The organism is Streptomyces sp. S07_1.15, assembly GCF_020739505.1.
Classification (GTDB): Bacteria; Actinomycetota; Actinomycetes; order Streptomycetales; family Streptomycetaceae; genus Streptomyces; species Streptomyces xinghaiensis.
Genome location: NZ_JAJBZK010000001.1, coordinates 4,462,124 through 4,478,551, shown reverse-complemented (window position 1 = coordinate 4,478,551; position 16,428 = coordinate 4,462,124). Strand labels below are relative to the sequence as shown.

The 16,428-nt window shown below is 72.7% G+C and carries 13 protein-coding genes; 9 read left to right on the top strand and 4 right to left on the bottom strand.

Annotated features, from left to right (window positions below; translation table 11 throughout):
* Positions 1-79: 79 nt before the first annotated feature.
* Positions 80-1,456 carry an N-acetylmuramoyl-L-alanine amidase gene (locus LIX60_RS19330; RefSeq protein WP_227959593.1) on the bottom strand — a complete coding sequence of 459 codons (1,377 nt, stop codon included), beginning with the start codon at positions 1,454-1,456 and terminating at the stop codon, positions 80-82.
* A gap of 128 nt (positions 1,457-1,584) precedes the next feature.
* On the opposite strand from LIX60_RS19330, the gene LIX60_RS19325 reads away from it, so the two are divergent.
* The 4 genes from LIX60_RS19325 (at position 1,585) to LIX60_RS19310 (ending at position 7,491) form a co-directional block, all read left to right on the top strand.
* Entirely contained in the window at positions 1,585-2,340 is a 756-nt protein-coding gene (locus LIX60_RS19325; protein ID WP_227959592.1) for a TIGR03089 family protein, read from the top strand.
* A 142-nt stretch (positions 2,341-2,482) separates the two neighbouring features.
* Positions 2,483-3,772, top strand: a complete 1,290-nt coding sequence (locus LIX60_RS19320) for an LCP family protein (protein ID WP_227959591.1) — start codon at positions 2,483-2,485, stop codon at positions 3,770-3,772.
* Between the two features lie 217 nt (positions 3,773-3,989).
* Positions 3,990-5,741, top strand: coding sequence for an LCP family protein (locus LIX60_RS19315; RefSeq protein ID WP_227959590.1), 1,752 nt, complete (start codon positions 3,990-3,992; stop codon positions 5,739-5,741).
* Between the two features lie 49 nt (positions 5,742-5,790).
* Positions 5,791-7,491 carry an LCP family protein gene (locus LIX60_RS19310; RefSeq protein ID WP_227959589.1) on the top strand — a complete coding sequence of 567 codons (1,701 nt, stop codon included), beginning with the start codon at positions 5,791-5,793 and terminating at the stop codon, positions 7,489-7,491.
* 173 nt (positions 7,492-7,664) lie between these two features.
* Here the strand turns inward: LIX60_RS19310 and LIX60_RS19305 are convergent, their stop codons facing one another.
* Complete coding sequence (locus LIX60_RS19305; protein ID WP_227959588.1) at positions 7,665-8,750, bottom strand: glycosyltransferase family 2 protein; 1,086 nt, start codon at positions 8,748-8,750, stop codon at positions 7,665-7,667.
* A 151-nt stretch (positions 8,751-8,901) separates the two neighbouring features.
* Here LIX60_RS19305 and LIX60_RS19300 point away from each other — a divergent pair, with 151 nt between their 5' ends.
* Positions 8,902-10,236: an LCP family protein gene (locus tag LIX60_RS19300; protein ID WP_227959587.1), complete on the top strand. Its 1,335-nt coding sequence runs from the start codon at positions 8,902-8,904 to the stop codon at positions 10,234-10,236.
* 84 nt (positions 10,237-10,320) lie between these two features.
* On the opposite strand, the gene LIX60_RS19295 is transcribed toward LIX60_RS19300, so the two are convergent.
* Positions 10,321-10,869 carry an acyl-CoA thioesterase gene (locus LIX60_RS19295; RefSeq protein ID WP_227959586.1) on the bottom strand — a complete coding sequence of 183 codons (549 nt, stop codon included), beginning with the start codon at positions 10,867-10,869 and terminating at the stop codon, positions 10,321-10,323.
* A gap of 140 nt (positions 10,870-11,009) precedes the next feature.
* On the opposite strand from LIX60_RS19295, the gene LIX60_RS19290 reads away from it, so the two are divergent.
* The gene (locus tag LIX60_RS19290; RefSeq protein WP_227959585.1) at positions 11,010-12,266 is read left to right on the top strand and encodes an LCP family protein; all 1,257 of its coding nucleotides are present in this window, start codon (positions 11,010-11,012) and stop codon (positions 12,264-12,266) included.
* A 48-nt stretch (positions 12,267-12,314) separates the two neighbouring features.
* On the opposite strand, the gene LIX60_RS19285 is transcribed toward LIX60_RS19290, so the two are convergent.
* A complete protein-coding gene (locus tag LIX60_RS19285) occupies positions 12,315-13,358 on the bottom strand; it encodes a LacI family DNA-binding transcriptional regulator (RefSeq protein WP_227959584.1) in 1,044 nt (347 codons plus the stop codon).
* 151 nt (positions 13,359-13,509) lie between these two features.
* Between LIX60_RS19285 and LIX60_RS19280 the strand changes: the two genes are divergently transcribed.
* From LIX60_RS19280 to LIX60_RS19270, 3 genes are read left to right on the top strand one after another with little or no spacing between them, the layout of a single operon-like run.
* The gene (locus tag LIX60_RS19280) at positions 13,510-14,526 is read left to right on the top strand and encodes a zinc-binding dehydrogenase (RefSeq protein WP_227959583.1); all 1,017 of its coding nucleotides are present in this window, start codon (positions 13,510-13,512) and stop codon (positions 14,524-14,526) included.
* On the top strand, positions 14,519-15,100 hold the full coding sequence (locus tag LIX60_RS19275) for a TRAP transporter small permease (protein ID WP_227959582.1): 582 nt from the start codon (positions 14,519-14,521) through the stop codon (positions 15,098-15,100). The genes LIX60_RS19280 and LIX60_RS19275 overlap by 8 nt, the downstream gene beginning before the upstream one ends.
* Entirely contained in the window at positions 15,097-16,371 is a 1,275-nt protein-coding gene (locus LIX60_RS19270; RefSeq protein WP_227959581.1) for a TRAP transporter large permease, read from the top strand. The genes LIX60_RS19275 and LIX60_RS19270 overlap by 4 nt, the downstream gene beginning before the upstream one ends.
* Positions 16,372-16,428: the final 57 nt, after the last annotated feature.

The following is a 16,428-nucleotide window of genomic DNA, read 5'->3' as shown; positions in this document are numbered from 1 at the left end:
GTCTTCTCTGCTTCCTGCCAGGGCCGGCCGTGGGGTCGGCGGTCAGTCTATGCAGACCGCCCGGCGCCGGTATGCGGCGTCAGCGGCCCTGGAGCCGGGCGGCCAGACCGCGGATGCCGCCGAGCCTGTCGTAGAGGCGGGCTCCGGGGCAGTCGGTGTAGAACCCGTCCCGGTGTCCCGAGATGACTCTGAGGGTGACTCTGGTTCCCTTCGGATACTTGGTGTTCCCCAGCGAGACGCGGGTGCCGGAGCCCGCCGGGTTCCGGCCGAACAGGCCGAGTTTCCAGGCCGTGAGCTTGGCCACGGCCTCCACGGCCTGCCGCGAGGGCCGGGCCGCGTCGTACGTCCCGAGGACGGCGATGCCCATGCTGTTGTGGTTGAAACCGAGGGTGTGGGCGCCCTGGACGGCCCGGGCCACTCCCCCGGCGCGGCCTTCGTAGATGGTTCCGCACTTGTCGACGGCGAAGTTGTAGCCGATGTCGCGCCACTTCATGCTGTGGACGTGGTAGCGGTAGATACCGCGCAGGACGGAGGGGGCCTGCGCGCAGCTGTATCCGTTACCGGTGCCGCTGTGGTGGACGAAGGCGGTCCGCACGGTCTTCGTGTACGGGAACCGCCGTTCGCGCCAGCTCTCGTTCGCGCCCCAGCCCCGGCGGATGACGATGCCGGGCCGGGGGCCGATGTAGCGGCTCGCCGCGCGGGGCTCCGCCGAGCGCTGCGCGGCCTCCTCGGTGGCGGTCCGGCCGAGCGGGGCGATCTCCGTGGCGCCGATGGGGGCGAGTTCCGCGTTGGCGGCGGCGCTCTGGCGTTCGGCGGCGGTCAGTCCGCCGGCCCGGTCCCGGGGTCCGCTGCCGGGGGCGTCGTCCTCGTTGTCGGCAGGGTCGGCGGTGTCGGCGGCGTTGCCGGCGTTGCCGGTGCCGGGATCGCCGCCGGGGTCGACGAGTTCGATCCGGAGGCCGGCCGGGAAGGCGGCCGGGGCGCGGTCCGCGGTCCGCTCCGGCACCACCCGGACCTGGACGCCGTCGGATGCGCCGACCCAGAGCGGCGCGGTGCCGCCGCGGCGGCGTTCGCCGGGGACGGGGTCCGGTGCGTCGTCGTGGTGTGCCGAGAGGTCCCGCCAGCCGCTCCACTGCCCGGAGGCGGTGGAACGGGTACGGACCTGGGCCCGGCCGTGCAGTTCCTCGCCGGCGTCGTCCCAGACGATGCCGAGCATGGAGTAGGGGCGCACCGTGCGGGGCGGCAGGACACGGGCGGCGGCGCCCGCCGACCGGTCCGCGCCGGCGGGTGCGGTCAGCGGCAGCGACTGGGTGCCGCCGGCGGGTTGTCCGGCCCCGGCCACCGTGCCCGCCGGCTGCCGGGACGCGGAGGGTGGGGCGGCGCCGGCGGGCAGGGCCAGGGGGAGGGAGAGAGCGGCCGCGCAGGCCACACCGATCGTGGAAGCAAGGAATGCACGCATACCGGCATGTTGGACATAGGCCAGTAAATCTGTCTATTCGTAAGATGACGCCCAGTCGGCGCAATGCGGCCACCGTCCCGGCTGCCCGGTTCACTCGGGCGCAGTGACGGCCGCGTACGCTTGTCCGGGTGAACGCCACCGATCGCACCCCGGCCGACCTGCTGCGATCCGCGCTCGCCGCGGATCCGTCCCGCCCCCTCGTCACCTTCTACGACGACGCCACCGGTGAACGGGTGGAGTTGTCCGTCGCGACCCTCGCCAATTGGGTGGCCAAGACCGCGAACCTCCTCCAGGGCGACCTGGCGGTCCAGCCGGGTGACCGGGCCGCGCTGCTGCTGCCGGCGCACTGGCAGACGGCGGTCTGGCTGCTGGCCTGCTCCTCGGTGGGCGTCCTCGCGGACCTGGGCGGCGACCCGGCGGCGGCCGACCTGGTCGTCACCGGCCCGGACACCCTGGAGGAGGCCCGGGCCTGCCGGGGCGAGCGGGTGGCGCTGAGCCTGCGTCCGCTCGGCGCGCGCTTCCCCGAACCGCCGTCCGGCTTCGCGGACTACGCCGTCGAGGTGCCGGGGCAGGGCGACCGCTTCGCGCCGTTCGCGCCGGTGGACCCGGACGGGCCCGCGCTGGCGTTCGCGGGTGCGGGGGAGCTGACGGCCGCACAGGTGGTCGAACGGGCCCGGGCCGATGCCGCCACCCGGGAGTACACCCCGGTCTCCCGGGTGCTGTCCGGTCTGCCGTTCGACTCCTGGGACGGGCTCTCGGCGGGGTTGCTCGCCCCGCTTGCCGCGGGCGGCTCCGTCGTCCTCTGCCGCCATCTCGACCGGCTCGAGCCGGAGGCCCTGGAGCAGCGGCGGGAGAGCGAACGCGTCACCGCGACGGCCGGCTGACGGACGTCCCGTCCGGCACTCGGGCCCCCGGCGGTGGCCGAAAGCCGCCACGCCACTCGTACAACCATGCGGTCAGCATTCCCGTCTACCCCAGTGACCGGCGGTCCCCCGCACGGTAAGACACCGCCGGAATCCGTGAGGGATGGACTCCACAGTGACCGACACCGCCGCGACCCCAGCGGGCCCGGAGGACGGCCCCGCCGACAGCGGCCACTCCGAGCAGGACAGAACCGAGGACGGGGAGCCGGGCGCGGACATACCCAAGCGCCGGCGCTGGCTCCGCTGGACCGCGCTGGGAGCGGCCGCGGCCGTGCTGGCCGCGGCCGGTACCGCCTGGTCCCTCTACCAGCGGCTCGACGGCAACATCCGCACCGACGCGGACACCTCCCGCGAACTGGAGGAGCATGCCGCCGACCGGCCCGCCTCCGTGGTCCGCGAGGCGGTGAACATCCTGGTCATCGGCTCCGACAACCGGGGCGACGGCAACGGCAGGTACGGCCGGGACAGCGGCACCCAGCGCTCCGACACCACGATCCTCCTGCATCTCGCCGCCGACCGGAAGAGCGGCACCGCCGTCAGCATCCCGCGCGATCTGATGGTGGAGATCCCGGAGTGCACCACGTCCGACGGCACCACCATCGCTCCCCGGTTCGCCCAGTTCAACTGGGCGTTCCAGTTCGCCGGCGCGGGCTGCACCATCCGCACGGTGGAGCAGATGACCGGGATCCGCATGGACCACCACGCGATCGTCGACTTCAGCGGCTTCACGGAGATGGTGGACGCGATCGGCGGTGTGGAGGTCTGCCTGGCGGAGCCCGTCGACGACTCCGAGGCACATGTGGAGCTGCCCGCCGGACGGCAGACGCTGAACGGCGAGGAGGCGCTGGGCTACGTCCGCGCCCGCTACAGCCTCGGCGACGGGACCGACACCGAGCGGATGGTCCGGCAGCAGCAGTTCCTCGCGACGATGCTGCGGCAGATCCGGGAGGACGGCACGCTCCGGAACCCGTCCGAGCTGTTCTCCCTGCTGGACGCCGCGACCTCCTCGCTGACCACGGATCCCGGGCTCGCCTCGCTGAAGAGCCTCTATGACCTCGCGGACAGTCTGCGGGGCATGCCGGAGGACGGAATGCGCTTCCTCACCGTGCCCCGGCAGCCCTACCGGTTGAACGCCAACCGCGATGAACTCGTACAGCCCGATGCGTCACTGCTGTTCGAGGAACTGAAGAACGACCGGCCCGTGACGGCCGGCGGCGGAGGGGACGAGGAGTCCGGGGCCGCGGAGAGCCCGGGAGCCCCGGAACCCACCGGGTCCCCCGCGGGCGGCTCCGGCGCCACCCCGCTCGCCGGACTCTCGACCCCGGCCGCCTCCGCCCCGGCCGATCCGGCCTCCCCCACCCCACCGGCCGAAAAAGGCCCCCTCTGCGGATGAGGAATCCATGAGATCCCGAACAACGTAAAGCGAAATGCGAGCTTTACCCGGTTATCAGGACGTTGAATTCGTCACCGGCGTCGCCCCCCGGCGAATCGGGCGGCTAGTGTGAGCGACCCGGCGCGCACCACCTGCGCGGATGGACACCGGCACAAGGACTGAACGAGCGCCTGAGGGGGAGGGCGCCGCGTGGCACCGACGGAGGATTCAGGGAACCGTGGACGCGCAAGGCCGTGGGCGGGCGGACGACATCGACCCCGCAGACCAGTGGGTGCTCGACCCGAATACCGGTAACTACGTACTGCGACTGCAGGCCCCCGCAGAGCGACCGGCCTCCCCCGCCCCGCGCAGAGGGACCCCCCAGGCGCCCGCGCCCCGGTCCGCGCCGGGACGCCCCGCCCCGCCGCGCTCCGCCTCCCGCCGAGCCGCCCCGGCCCGCGAGGACGCCCAGCCCGGCATGCCGCCGCAGCGCGGCCGCCGGGCCGCGCCCAAGGCGGGTGGCGGCAGCAGCCGCCGCAAGCGCAAGCAGCAGGCCGCCCGGAAGAAGAAGGCGCTGTACTGGACCGGCGGCGTGATGGCGTTCGTCCTCCTCGCGGGCGGTGCGACGGCCTATGCCCTGCTCGAACACTTCAACGGCAACATCAGCACCGTCGACGTCGGCGGCGCGGGCAGCGACACCATCACCGACGGCCCGATGAACATCCTGGTCCTGGGCACGGACATCCGTACCGGCAAGGGCAACGAGGGCTACGGTGACAAGGGCAGCGTCGGCCACGCCGACACCACGATCCTCTTCCACGTCTCCGAGGACCGCTCCAACGCCACCGCGCTCAGCTTCCCGCGTGACATGCTGACGGACATCCCGGACTGCCCGACCAAACAGCCGGACGGCTCGACCGAGGTCATCCCCGGTCAGCAGAACGTCCGCTTCAACACCAGCCTCGGCCAGAACGGGCGCGACCCCGGCTGCACGATGCGCACCATCGAGGAGATAACCGGCCTGAAGGTCGACCATTTCATGATGGCCGACTTCAACGCGGTCAAGACGCTGTCCTCGGCGGTCGGCGGCGTCGAGGTCTGTCTCGCCAAGCCCATCGACGACCCGAAGTCCCATCTCAAACTGAGCGCGGGCAAGCACGTCGTCGAGGGCGACCAGGCCCTGGCCTTCGTCCGCACCCGCTACGGACTGAAGTTCGGCAGCGACCTGGACCGGATCCAGCTCCAGCAGCAGTTCCTGAGTTCGATGATCCGCAAGATGAAGTCCGGTGACACCCTGACCGATCCCGCGAAGCTGTGGGACCTGGCCACCGCCGCCACCAAGGCGCTCACCGTCGACACCGGCATCGGCTCCGTCAACAAGCTGATAACGCTGGCCAACAACCTGAAGAAGATCAACATCAAGAACATCTCCTTCGTGACCGTTCCCGTTCTCGACTCCGAGGACAAGGCGTCGGTCGTCCTCAACGAGGGGCCGGCCGACCAGCTCTTCGCGATGGTGCGGGAGGACGTCTCCCTCACCGAGGTCAAGAAGAAGGAGAAGGCCAAGAAGGAAGCCGCGGACAAGGCCAAGACCGAGGGCCCCAAGGCGGACCCCTCGGAGGTCCGGGTCGAGGTCCTCAACGGCGGCGCCCCGATCGGGGCCGCCCAGACGACCGTCGACTGGCTGCAGAACAGCGAGGGCGTCACCCGTTCCGCCAACGGCGGCAACGCCGAGGGCGGCGAGAAGCTGAAGAAGACCATCCTGGAGTACGCGCCGAACCAGGCCGACCAGGCCCGGGCGCTGGCGGAGATGATGGGCCTGGCCCCCTCCGCCCTCAAGCCCGGCACGGAGGACGCCGCCGAGACGGACACCATGACGCTCACGCTCGGCGAGGACTTCGACGAGCCGGGGCAGCCCCTGAGCGCCCCGTCCAAGGCTCCGGAGAACATCCAGCGGGTCGAGGCCGACCAGCAGGTGTGCGCCGAGTGATCCGCCGGCCCTGAGGGCCCTGACGACGACTGACTAACGGGGAGGCCCGATGCGGCAGCCGAGTGCCCGCAGGGGCGGTACGGAGAAGGAACCCGAGCCGGCCGATCTCGGCTGGGACGACAGCCTGTACGACGAGCGGGGCGGCATGGACACCGTGCCGCTCGCCCGCGCCTCCACCGAGGGCCGGGCGCCGCGGCGGTCCGGCACGCCCGGCGCGTCCGGCACGTCCGGTTCCTCCGGCGGCGGGCACGGCAGGTCCGCGCCGCCCCGCCGGCGCGGCGGCCGCCGGGTGCTCCGCTGGTCGGCCGTCACGCTGTCGCTGCTGATACTCGGCACGGCCGGCGCCGGGTACCTCTACTACGAGCACCTCAACGGCAACCTGGAGAAGGACGAGCTCAACCTCGGCGACAAACGGCTCGACAAGACCGCGCCGAACGCCGACGGCAACACCCCGCTCAACATCCTGCTGCTCGGCTCGGACAGCCGTAACTCCGAGGAGAACGTCCGGCTGGGCGGCGCCCGCGCCGACGCGGGCCGCAAGCCCCTCGCCGACGTCCAGATGCTGCTGCACGTCTCGGCGGACCGCAGCAACATGTCGGTGATCAGCGTCCCGCGCGACACCCGGGTCACGGTTCCCAAGTGCACCGATCCCGAGGACGGCACCGTCTACCAGGAGACGAGCACCACCATCAACTCCAGCCTCCAGCACGGCGGCCCGGGCTGCACCGTCGCCACCTGGGAGGAGCTCACCGGTGTGCCCGTCGACCACTTCATGATGATCGACTTCGCCGGTGTGGTGGACATGGCCGACGCGGTCGGCGGTGTGCCCGTCTGCGTCAACGCCAACATCAAGGACCCCAAGTCCGGGCTGCGGCTGGAGAAGGGCGAGACGGTCATCAAGGGCGAACAGGCCCTGCAGTGGCTGCGCACCCGGCACGGCTTCGAGAACGGCAGCGACATCGGCCGCGCCAAGGCGCAGCACCTGTACATGAACTCGATGGTCCGCCAGCTCAAGGCCGGCACCAAGCTGACCAACCCCAACAAGCTGCGCAAGCTCGCCGAGGCCGCCACCAAGGCGCTCACCGTCGACCAGGGCCTGGGCAGCGTCGGCAAACTGTACGACCTGGGCAGCGACCTCCAGCGGGTGCCGACCGAGCGGATCACCATGGCGACCATGCCGTGGGTCGAGGATCCGCAGAACCCGCTGGCGCACCTCGTGCCGAAGCCCGGCGACGCCGACCGGTTGTTCTCCCTGGTCCGCAACGACGTGGCGCTGGACGGCAAGGACAAGAAGAAGGCCAAGGAGAAGAGCCCCGAGCCGAGCGACCCGGCCGCGCCCAAGGCGGAGATCCCGGTGATCGTGCAGAACGGCACCGGTACCGCCGCGCAGGCCCCGGTCCAGGGACGCGCCGCCGGCATCGCCGGAGTGCTGGCCCGGGAGGGCTACGCGCGGGCCGTCGCGGACGCGACGCCCAAGTCACAGGCGGACACCACCGTCTCGTACCCCTCGAAGGACCTGCGCGGGGACGCCGAGCTCGTGGCGAAGTCGCTCGGCCTGCCCGCCGGCGCGGTGCGGATCGCGCAGGACGTCCAGCAGATCACCGTGGTCGTCGGCGCGGACTGGCGTACGGCGGGCGCCTACCCGGAGCCGTCGAAGAACCCGGCGGACGACAAGGCCCCGGAGAGCGCGGACGCGCTGAACGGCAACGACAAGTCCTGCATGGACGTCAACCCGCGGTACAGCTTCTAGGCCCGGGGTTCCGGACCCGGGGGCGGCGGCCGGCCCGGTGCGCCGCGGCGCGGGAGCACGGGAGAGGGCCGGACCACCGGGGTCCGGCCCTCTCCGCAGGTGCCGTACGTGCCCTGCGTTCCGTACGTGCCGCCGGCCCCGCGCGGAACCGCGGCCGCGGTACCGCGTGCCGGTCAGCCGGCGGTCTCCGCCGACCCGGCCTTCTCCGCCGGCCCCCCCGCCGGGGACGAGGCGGGCCCCGCCGTGACCGCCGGGCGGCGGCTCGCGATCACCCGGCGCGCCAGGGAGCGCGGGCTGGTGAGGAATCCGAAGCCCCACGACATGTGCATGGTCGCCAGCGCCACCGGGATGCGCAGCCGCGCCGCGAGCGGGAGCCCCCGGCCGGCCGGCAGCGAGCCCGCGGTGACGGCCGCGAGATACCCGGCGGGGACGACGAGGCCCCAGGGGGTGAGGGCCGCACCCACGACCGTGCCCGCCGCGATGGCGAGCAGCGCGGCCGGCGGGGCGAGATAGCGCAGATTGATGGAGCCCTTGTGGTAGCGGGCCACCACATGGCGCCAGCGGCCGTAGTCCTTGTACTGCTTGGCGAGCGCCCGGACCGTCGGCCGGGGCCGGTACGAGACCCTGAGCTCCGGCGAGAACCAGATCAGCCCGCCGGCCTCGCGGATGCGGAAGTTCAGCTCCCAGTCCTGGGCGCGGATGAACTCCTCGTTGTAGCCGCCCTGCTGCTCCAGCGCCTCCCGGCGGAAGACGCCCAGGTAGACCGTCTCGGCCGGGGCCGCCGCGCCGCCGGTGTGGAAGGCGGCGTTGCCGACCCCGATCCGGGAGGTCATCGCCGCGGCGACGGCCTGCTCCCAGGCGTTCTCCCCCTCGGCGTGCATGATGCCGCCGACGTTCTGCGCGCCGGTCTCCGCCAGCAGCCGGACGGCGGTGGCGATGTAGTCCGGGGAGAGCATGCCGTGGCCGTCGACGCGCACCACGACCGGGTGCCGGGACGCCTTGATGGCGGCGTTGAGGGCGGCCGGGGTGCGGCCGGTGGGGTTGGGCACCGTGCGCACGCGCGGGTCCTCGCGGACCAGCTCGGCGGCGATCTCGTCCGTACGGTCCGCGGACGGGCCGAGGGCGATCACCACTTCGAGCTCGCCCGCGTACTCCTGCTGCAGGATGTGCCGGACGGAGGCGCGCAGATGCCGCTCTTCGTTGAGCACCGGCATGATCACGGAGACGGCCGGCGGCGGCTGTTCAGGGGAGGCGTTCATCGTTTCTCACGTTACCGCGAACGGGGGACGGCGCCGTAGCCGCCCGGGTACGACCGGGCCCGCCGGGCGGCGTGGGGGCGCGGTCCGCTGATCGTACGGATCTACGGTGACACCTTCCCCGCCCCGTCCCGGCCCCGCGGAGGTACCGCCGATGACCACGCCCGCCGCCCCCGGTCCGCGCCCCGACCCCTCCGGCCGGACCGGGGGCCGGCGCTCCCGCCGGTCGCGGTGGGGCCTGCGGCTCGCGCTCTGCGTCTCCGCGGTCGTGCTGTCGGCCGCCGGAGCGGGGCACGCGGTGGTGGGCGGTCTGGGCACCGCCATCGAACGGGTGGACCCCTTCGCCGGGCTGCCCGACCGGCCCGCGAGGGCGGACGGCGGCGACGGGCTCACCTTCCTCCTCGTCGGCACGGACGGCCGCGACCGGATCACGGCCGAGCAGCGGCGGAAGTACCGGCTGGGCGGTGAGCCCTGCCACTGCACCGACGCCATCCTGCTGGTGCACCTCTCCGCGGACCGGAGGCGGGCCGGCGTGGTGAGCATCCCCCGTGACTCGTACGCGGAACTGCCGGCGGACGCGGAGAGCGGCGGGGAGGACGGGGCCGGGGGCGGTACGGGGGACGGGTCCGGGAGCGGTGCGGAGGGCACGGGCGGCGGCCGCCCCGTCAAGATCAACTCGGTCTACGCCGAGGGGGGCCCGCGGCTCACCGTGCGGACGGTGGAGAACCTCACCCGGGTCCGTATCGACCACTACCTGGAGGTCGACTTCAGCAGCTTCATCCGCACCGTCGACCTTCTCGGCGGCGTCGACATCTGCACCACCCGGCCGCTCCGGGATCCGCGGAGCGGCCTGGACCTGCCGGCCGGCACCAGCAGGCTGGACGGCGGCGAGGCGCTGGCCTACGTCCGGGCCCGCCATCTCGACGCCGAGGGCGACCTGGGACGGATGCGGCGCCAGCAGCTGTTCCTGGCCGCGCTCATGGACCGGGCGGCGGAGAGCGGCCTGCTGCTGAACCCGGTGGCACTGGACCGGGCGGCCGGGCAACTGCTCCGCTCCGTCCGGGCCGACCCCGGCCTCGGCCCGGAGGAACTGATCGGCCTGGGCCGGGCCATGCGCGGCTTCACCGCCGCGTCCTCGGAGTTCGTCTCGGTGCCGGTGGCCGACCCGGACCACCGGGTCCCCGGCATCGGCTCGACCGTTCTCTGGGACCAGCCGAAGGCGGAGGCGCTGTTCGAGGCGCTGCGCGAGGACCGGCCGCTGACCGGCGCCGGCGGGCACTCCGGCCGCCACGACGACTCCGGCCGCCCCGGGGGACCGGGCCCGGCCGCGCCCTCGGGGCAACCGGCGGAGGGAACGGCCGGGGAGTCCTCCGGGGAGCTCACCGGGGAGCCGGCCGGCGAGGAGCCGCCGCGACCGCGCGGTGAGACGCCGGGCCCGGGCGGTGAGACGCCGGGCCCGGTGCGGGGCGACGAGGTCGTCTGCCCGTGAAACCCCGCGCCGGCCCGGCCCGGTCCCTTCCGCGACCGCTGCGGCGATCCGCCGTGCCCCGCTCCGTCCCCCGGCACGACCGGGTCAGCCCCCGATGCCCTCGGCGGCGCGCTTCTCCCGCAGCTCCTTGATGGCCCGGCGGCGCGCCAGCCGGTGCGTCCGGCGGATCTGCGCCTCCTGGTAGCGGCGCTTGTCCCGCTCGGTCTCGGGTACCACCTGCGGCACCGGCCGGGGCTTGCCCTCGGCGTCGACCGCCGCGAAGACGAGGTAGGCGCTGCCGACCTGGGTGGCGGGCGTCGACTCGTTCCAGCGCTCCGCCATCACCCGCACACCGACCTCCATCGAGGACCGGCCGGTCCAGTTGACCTGGGCCCGCACATGCACCAGGTCACCGACGCGGACCGGCTCCAGGAAGACCATCTCGTCCATCGAGGCCGTGACGGCCGGACCGCCCGAGTGCCGCCCCGCGACCGCGCCCGCCGCGTCGTCCACCAGCTTCATGATCACGCCGCCGTGCACCGTGCCCAGAAGATTGGTGTCATGTGCGGTCATGATGTGGGACAGGGTGGTACGCGAGGCGCTGGTGGGCTTGCTCGGAACGGTCTGGTGCGCGGAGAGGGCCTGATCGGTCATGTCTTCAACTGTATGCGCCCGATCTTTCCCGGCCTTTCCCGGCCGACCGGGCCCCTTTGTGCATCAGCTCTGCTACAGCATTGTGTGTATCCGCCACCCGCCCTGGGACCGGGCCCCCTCCGGCGTGCAGACTTCCCCCTATGACTGACTGGCCCCAGGGGCGGACCGCGGACGGTGACGGCTACGGACGCGGCGGCGCGATGCCCGGACCGGAGCCGACGCGGCGGATGCCCCACATGCGGCGCGGCGCGCAGCCGGCCGGACCGACACCGCCGCCTCCTCCCGCACCACCGTACGGCCGCGTGCCCGCCCAGCAGTCGCAGGGCTACGACGACCCGTACGCCGGCGGTGACGGGTACAACACCGGCCAGGTCTACGGCGGTGGCGGCGGGCACGGCGGCGACCCGTACGGCCGCCCGGCCCCGGACTGGGGCCGCCGCATCAAGCGCGGTCTGGTGACGCTGGTCCTCGTCGCGCTGGTGGTGAGCGTCGGCACCTACTTCTGGGCCGACTCCAAGCTGCGCCGTGAGGTGGATCTCAGCATCGTCAAGGACCGCCCCGAGGCGGGCGAGGGCACCAACTACCTGATCGTGGGCTCCGACAGCCGCGAGGGTCTCTCCGCCGAGGACCAGAAGCGGCTGCACACCGGCCGGGTCGAGGGCAAGCGCACCGACTCGATGATGATCCTGCACGTCGGCGACAACGGGAACACCATGGTCTCCCTGCCGCGCGACTCGTATGTCACCATCCCCGACTTCACCGGCTCGGAGAGCGGCAAGGACTTCCCCGCCTCCGGCCCCGCCAAGCTCAACGCCTCGTACTCCAAGGACGGCGCGCCGCTGCTGGTCCGCACCGTCGAGTTCAACACCGGGCTGAAGATCGACCACTACGCCGAGATCGGCTTCGGGGGCTTCGCGGAGATCGTGGACGCGGTGGGTGGTGTCGAGATGGACATCCCGCGCGACCTCAAGGAGAAGAACTCCGGCATCGACCTGAAGAAGGGCCGCCAGACGCTCGACGGCGAGCAGGCGCTGGCCTTCGTCCGGCAGCGCTACGGCCTGGCCGGCGGCGACCTGGACCGCACCAAGAACCAGCAGAAGTTCCTCGCGGCCCTGGCCTCCCAGACCGCGAGCCCCTCGACGGTCCTGAACCCCTTCAAGCTCTACCCGGTGATGGGCGCCGGGCTCGACACCCTGATCGTCGACGAGGACATGAGCCTGTTCGACCTGGCCTCGATGTTCTGGGCCATGAAGGACATCACGGGCGGCGGCGGCAAGCAGATGAACATGCCGATCGCGGGCTCGGCCCCCGGCGGCTCCCTCAGGTGGGACATGCCCAAGGTCAAGCAGTTGGTCTCCGAGCTGAAGAACGACGAGCCGGTCACCGTCTCCGAGTAGCGGCTCGCCTTCCGTCCACCACCGTGCCCCGCCCCGGCACCGGCCGTTCTAGCGTGGCCGCCGGGGCGCGGGGCCGGTGGATTCCCGGACGATCAGGTGCGAGGGCAGCACGACCTGGGACGCCGTCTCCGAGCGCCAGGCCGCGTCGCGCATGCCGAGGAGCAGGTCGACGGCGAGCCGGCCGGCCTCGGTGAACGATCCCCCGAGGGTGGTCAGCGGGGGTGAGCAGAAGTCCGCGCCGAAGATGTCGTCGTAGCCCACCACGCTCATGTCCTCCGGAACCCGGACGCGCCGCTCGGCGAGGCGGCGGAGCATACCGATGGCGAGCAGGTCGTTGTGGGCGATGGCCGCGGTGGCCCCGGAGGCCAGGGCGGCGTCGGCCGCCGCGGCGCCGCCGAGCACCGCCGGCGGGAAGGGTCCGAGCCTGGCCGCGGACATGCCGAGCTCCCGGGCGGCGGACTCCACCACCCGCCAGCGCTGCGCGGCCAGCCACGACTGGCGCGGGCCGGCGAGGTAGACGACGGAGGGGTGGCCGAGGGAGCTCAGATGCTCCACGATCTGCCGGGTGCCGTCCTCGTGGTCGATGATCGTGCTGTTCACGCCGTCGACCTGGCGGTTGACCAGGGTCAGCCGGTGGTTGGCCGCCAGATCCCGGATGCGGTCGTCCGGCATCCGGCTCGCGGCGATGACGAAGCCGTCCACCGAGGGGCCGAGCCGCTGGACGTGCCGCACCTCCAGGTCGGGTGACTCCTCGGCGTCCCCCACGATCAGGGTGCATCCCGCCGCGCGCGTCTGCTGTTCCGCGCCCCGGATGATGCCGAAGAAGTGCGGGTTGGTGATGTCGGAGACGCACAGCGCCACCGTGTCGGTGCGGCCGGAGGGCAGCGCCCGCGCCAGAGGGTTCGTGCGGTAGCCGAGCCGTTCGGCCGTCTCCAGGATGTGCTCGCGGGTCGTGGCGCTCACCCGGCCGGGCGTGGAGAGGGCCCGGGAGACCGTCGACGCGGCGACGCCGGCCTCCCGGGCCACGTCGTAGATCGTCGGGTGCCTGTCGCCTTGCCGCCCCACTGCCGCCCCCCGGGTCGTCTGTCGCATCGCGAGGATCCTCCCGTGGATGGCAACTTTTGGCAACCGCTTGCCCCATGGTTGCCACCCCTCTACGTTCTGCGAAACGTCTCAGCCATCTCCCGGGCATCAGCTCCGCGGGTGGCCGCCGCCGCGAACGGAACTGAGGAAGGAAGGCCTGATGAGGGCTATCGTCCTGACACGACCTCGCGAAGTCGAGGTGGTGCGCGACTGGCCGGAACCCGACCTCGGGCCGGGTGAGGTCCTGGTCGCCATGCGGGCCGTGGGACTGTGCGGTTCGGACCTGAGTGTCTACGACGGGCACCGGACGACGCCGCGCCTTCCGTGGGTCATGGGACACGAGGGCGGCGGAGAGATCGTGGCCGTGGGCCCGGACGTCACGGACCGCCGGCCCGGTCAGCGGGTGGTGATCGAGCCGAACTACGGCTGCTTCGACTGCGCGGCCTGCCGGGACGGCTTCACCTCCGCGTGCACGCGGCGGCTCAGCGTGGGGATGAACATTCCCGGGCTGCTCGCGGAACGGGTGGCGGTTCCCGCCCGTTACGCGTGGCCGGTGCCCCCGGCCGTCTCCGACGAGGCGTTCGCGTGTGTCGAGCCACTGACGGTGGCGCGCGCCGCCGTGCGCCGGTCGGGGGTCGGCGCCGGCGACGCGTGCCTCGTCGTCGGCGCGGGATCGCAGGGCCTGTTCGTCTGCCAGTCCCTGCTCGCGGCCGGCGCGCGCGCCCACGTCACCGAGCCGCACGAGGGCAGGGCGGCCCTCGCCGAGCGGCTCGGGGCCCGGCGGATCGCCCCGGAGGACGTGCGGGACTTCCCCGTGGTGTTCGACACGGTCGGCATCCCGGCCGCGTGGGAGACCTCGGTGCGCGCGGTCGCCACGGGTGGCACCATCGTGATGATCGGCATGGGCGCCGAACCGGTGCCCATGTCCACCATGGATCTCACCAAGCGGCACCTCGTGGTCCGCGGCTCGCTCATCTACGACCACCCGCACGACTTCGCCGAGGCGGTCGCCGCCCTGGCCGACGGCCCCCTCGCCGGCGGCGCCCTCGCTCCCACCCGGGTCCTGCACACCGAAGCCACTCCGGCCGGTGCCGTGGGGGCCTTCGCACGGGCGCGCACGGCACCGGGGAAGTCCTGGATCAACCTCACCGGCCGGCAGGGGGTCTGGGATGGCTGAGCACGTCGCCCCGTCCGCCGGGAGGCGGCCCGCGGCACTCCGCATGCTGTCGGCCGCCGAGGCCGTCGCCGGCGGACTGCTGCTCGCTCTGATCTTCGTCCTGGTGCTCACCCAGGCCCTCCAGCGGTATCTGCCGGGCGGCGGCTGGGTCTGGACGGGCGAACTGGCCCGGTACGGCCTGGTGTGGCTGACCTTCGCGATGTGCGGTCATCTGACGGCCCGCGACGGGCACGTCACGCTGAAGCTGATCGACACCGTCGCCCGCGGCAGGCTGCTGCGGCTGGTGGGCATCTTCGCCAACGCCATGGTGGCCGTCGTCTGCCTGAACCTCGCCTACGAGGCGTACGCCCTGGTGACGAGCGACTCGCCGCAGGTGTCCCCCGCCATGGAGATGCCGCTCCGGTGGTTCTACGTCATTCCCCTGGCCGGGCTGGTGCTGACCGCCGTGCGCTCGGTGGTGGCGGTCTTCCTGCCGGAGCCGGAGCCGGACGGCCCACCGGTCCACGCTTCCGGGCCGGAACCGGAGGAGTCCGGCGGGTCCGGGCGAACCAAGGGTGAGGAGCCCCGCGCATGACCATGCTGCTGCTGGCCCTGGCCATCCTCGCGCTTCTCGTGCTGCGCGTGCCCGTGGCCTTCGCCATCCTGGGCCCGTCACTCACCTATCTGGCCCTCAACGGCGCGGCGCCGGGCCTGACCACCCGTCAGGTCACCGGTGCGATCGACAGCTTCCCGCTGCTCGCGGTGCCCCTGTTCATCCTGATCGGGGTGATCGCGAACCACGCCCGCATCGCCGACCGGCTCTTCGCCTTCGCGCTGGCGCTGATCGGACGGGTCAGGGGGAGCCTCGGGTACATCAACATCGGTGTCAGCGTGGGCTTCTCCTGGATGAGCGGGTCCGCGCTCGCCGACGCCGCGGGGCTGGGCAAGGTCGAGGTACCGGCGATGGTCCGCAGGGGCTACCCCAAGCGGTTCGCGGTCGGCATCTCCTCGGCGTCCAGCCTGATCGGCCCGGTCATGCCGCCGAGCATTCCGGCGGTCGTCTACGCCGGTATCGCCGCCGTGTCCACCGGCGCGCTGTTCGCCGCCTCCGTGGTCCCGGCCTTCCTCATGGCCGCCGGGCTGGCCGTCGCGGTCTTCGTCTGGGCCCGGCGCCGGCCGGACCTGCGGGACGAGCCGTTCGCCTGGCGGCGGCTGCGGCGGACCGCGGCCGGGGTGATCGGGCCGCTGGGCGCACCGGTGATCATTCTCGGCGGCATCCTGGGCGGTCTCTTCACCCCCACCGAGGCCGCCGCGGTCGGCGCCGCGTACGTCCTGGCCCTCGGCTTCGCCTACCGCACGGTGCGGTGGCGCGACCTGGGCCCGATCGCCCGCGAGGCCGCGTCGACGACGGCTTCGATCATGCTCGTCATCGGAGCCTCCGGGCTGCTGGGATGGATCCTCGCCCGCGAGCGGGTCCCCCGCATGGTGGCCGAGGCCCTGCGCGGCGTCACCGACGACCCGGTCGTCTTCCTTCTGCTGGTCAACCTGCTGCTGATCTTCCTCGGGGCGATCCTCGAGGGGATCTCCATCCTGGTGATCACGGTGCCGATCCTGCTGCCCGTCGCGACGGAGTTCGGCGTCGATCCGCTGCACTTCGGCGTCATCACGATCATCAATCTGATGATCGGCCTGCTGACACCGCCCATCGGCGCGGTGCTCTACGTCATGAGCCCCGTGACCGGCATGCCGGTGCACGAGGTGTTCCGCGGCACGGCTCCCTTCCTGATCCCGCTGGCCGCGGTGCTCCTGCTGGTGACCTTCGTGCCGTCCGTCGTCATGTTCCTGCCCCGCCTGCTCGGTTTCTAGGGCGGGAACACCCACGCACCATCCGTTTTCCCTTTCGGTTTCAGTGTCGAGTGTCGA

Coding starts and splice junctions, on each gene's coding strand:
- LIX60_RS19330 (WP_227959593.1), bottom strand. CDS start 1,456: ATGCGTGCATTCCTTGCTTCCACGATCGGTGTGGCCTGCGCGGCCGCT.
- LIX60_RS19320 (WP_227959591.1), top strand. CDS start 2,483: ATGGACTCCACAGTGACCGACACCGCCGCGACCCCAGCGGGCCCGGAG.
- LIX60_RS19310 (WP_227959589.1), top strand. CDS start 5,791: ATGCGGCAGCCGAGTGCCCGCAGGGGCGGTACGGAGAAGGAACCCGAG.
- LIX60_RS19305 (WP_227959588.1), bottom strand. CDS start 8,750: ATGAACGCCTCCCCTGAACAGCCGCCGCCGGCCGTCTCCGTGATCATG.
- LIX60_RS19300 (WP_227959587.1), top strand. CDS start 8,902: ATGACCACGCCCGCCGCCCCCGGTCCGCGCCCCGACCCCTCCGGCCGG.
- LIX60_RS19295 (WP_227959586.1), bottom strand. CDS start 10,869: ATGACCGATCAGGCCCTCTCCGCGCACCAGACCGTTCCGAGCAAGCCC.
- LIX60_RS19290 (WP_227959585.1), top strand. CDS start 11,010: ATGACTGACTGGCCCCAGGGGCGGACCGCGGACGGTGACGGCTACGGA.
- LIX60_RS19285 (WP_227959584.1), bottom strand. CDS start 13,358: ATGCGACAGACGACCCGGGGGGCGGCAGTGGGGCGGCAAGGCGACAGG.
- LIX60_RS19280 (WP_227959583.1), top strand. CDS start 13,510: ATGAGGGCTATCGTCCTGACACGACCTCGCGAAGTCGAGGTGGTGCGC.
- LIX60_RS19275 (WP_227959582.1), top strand. CDS start 14,519: ATGGCTGAGCACGTCGCCCCGTCCGCCGGGAGGCGGCCCGCGGCACTC.
- LIX60_RS19270 (WP_227959581.1), top strand. CDS start 15,097: ATGACCATGCTGCTGCTGGCCCTGGCCATCCTCGCGCTTCTCGTGCTG.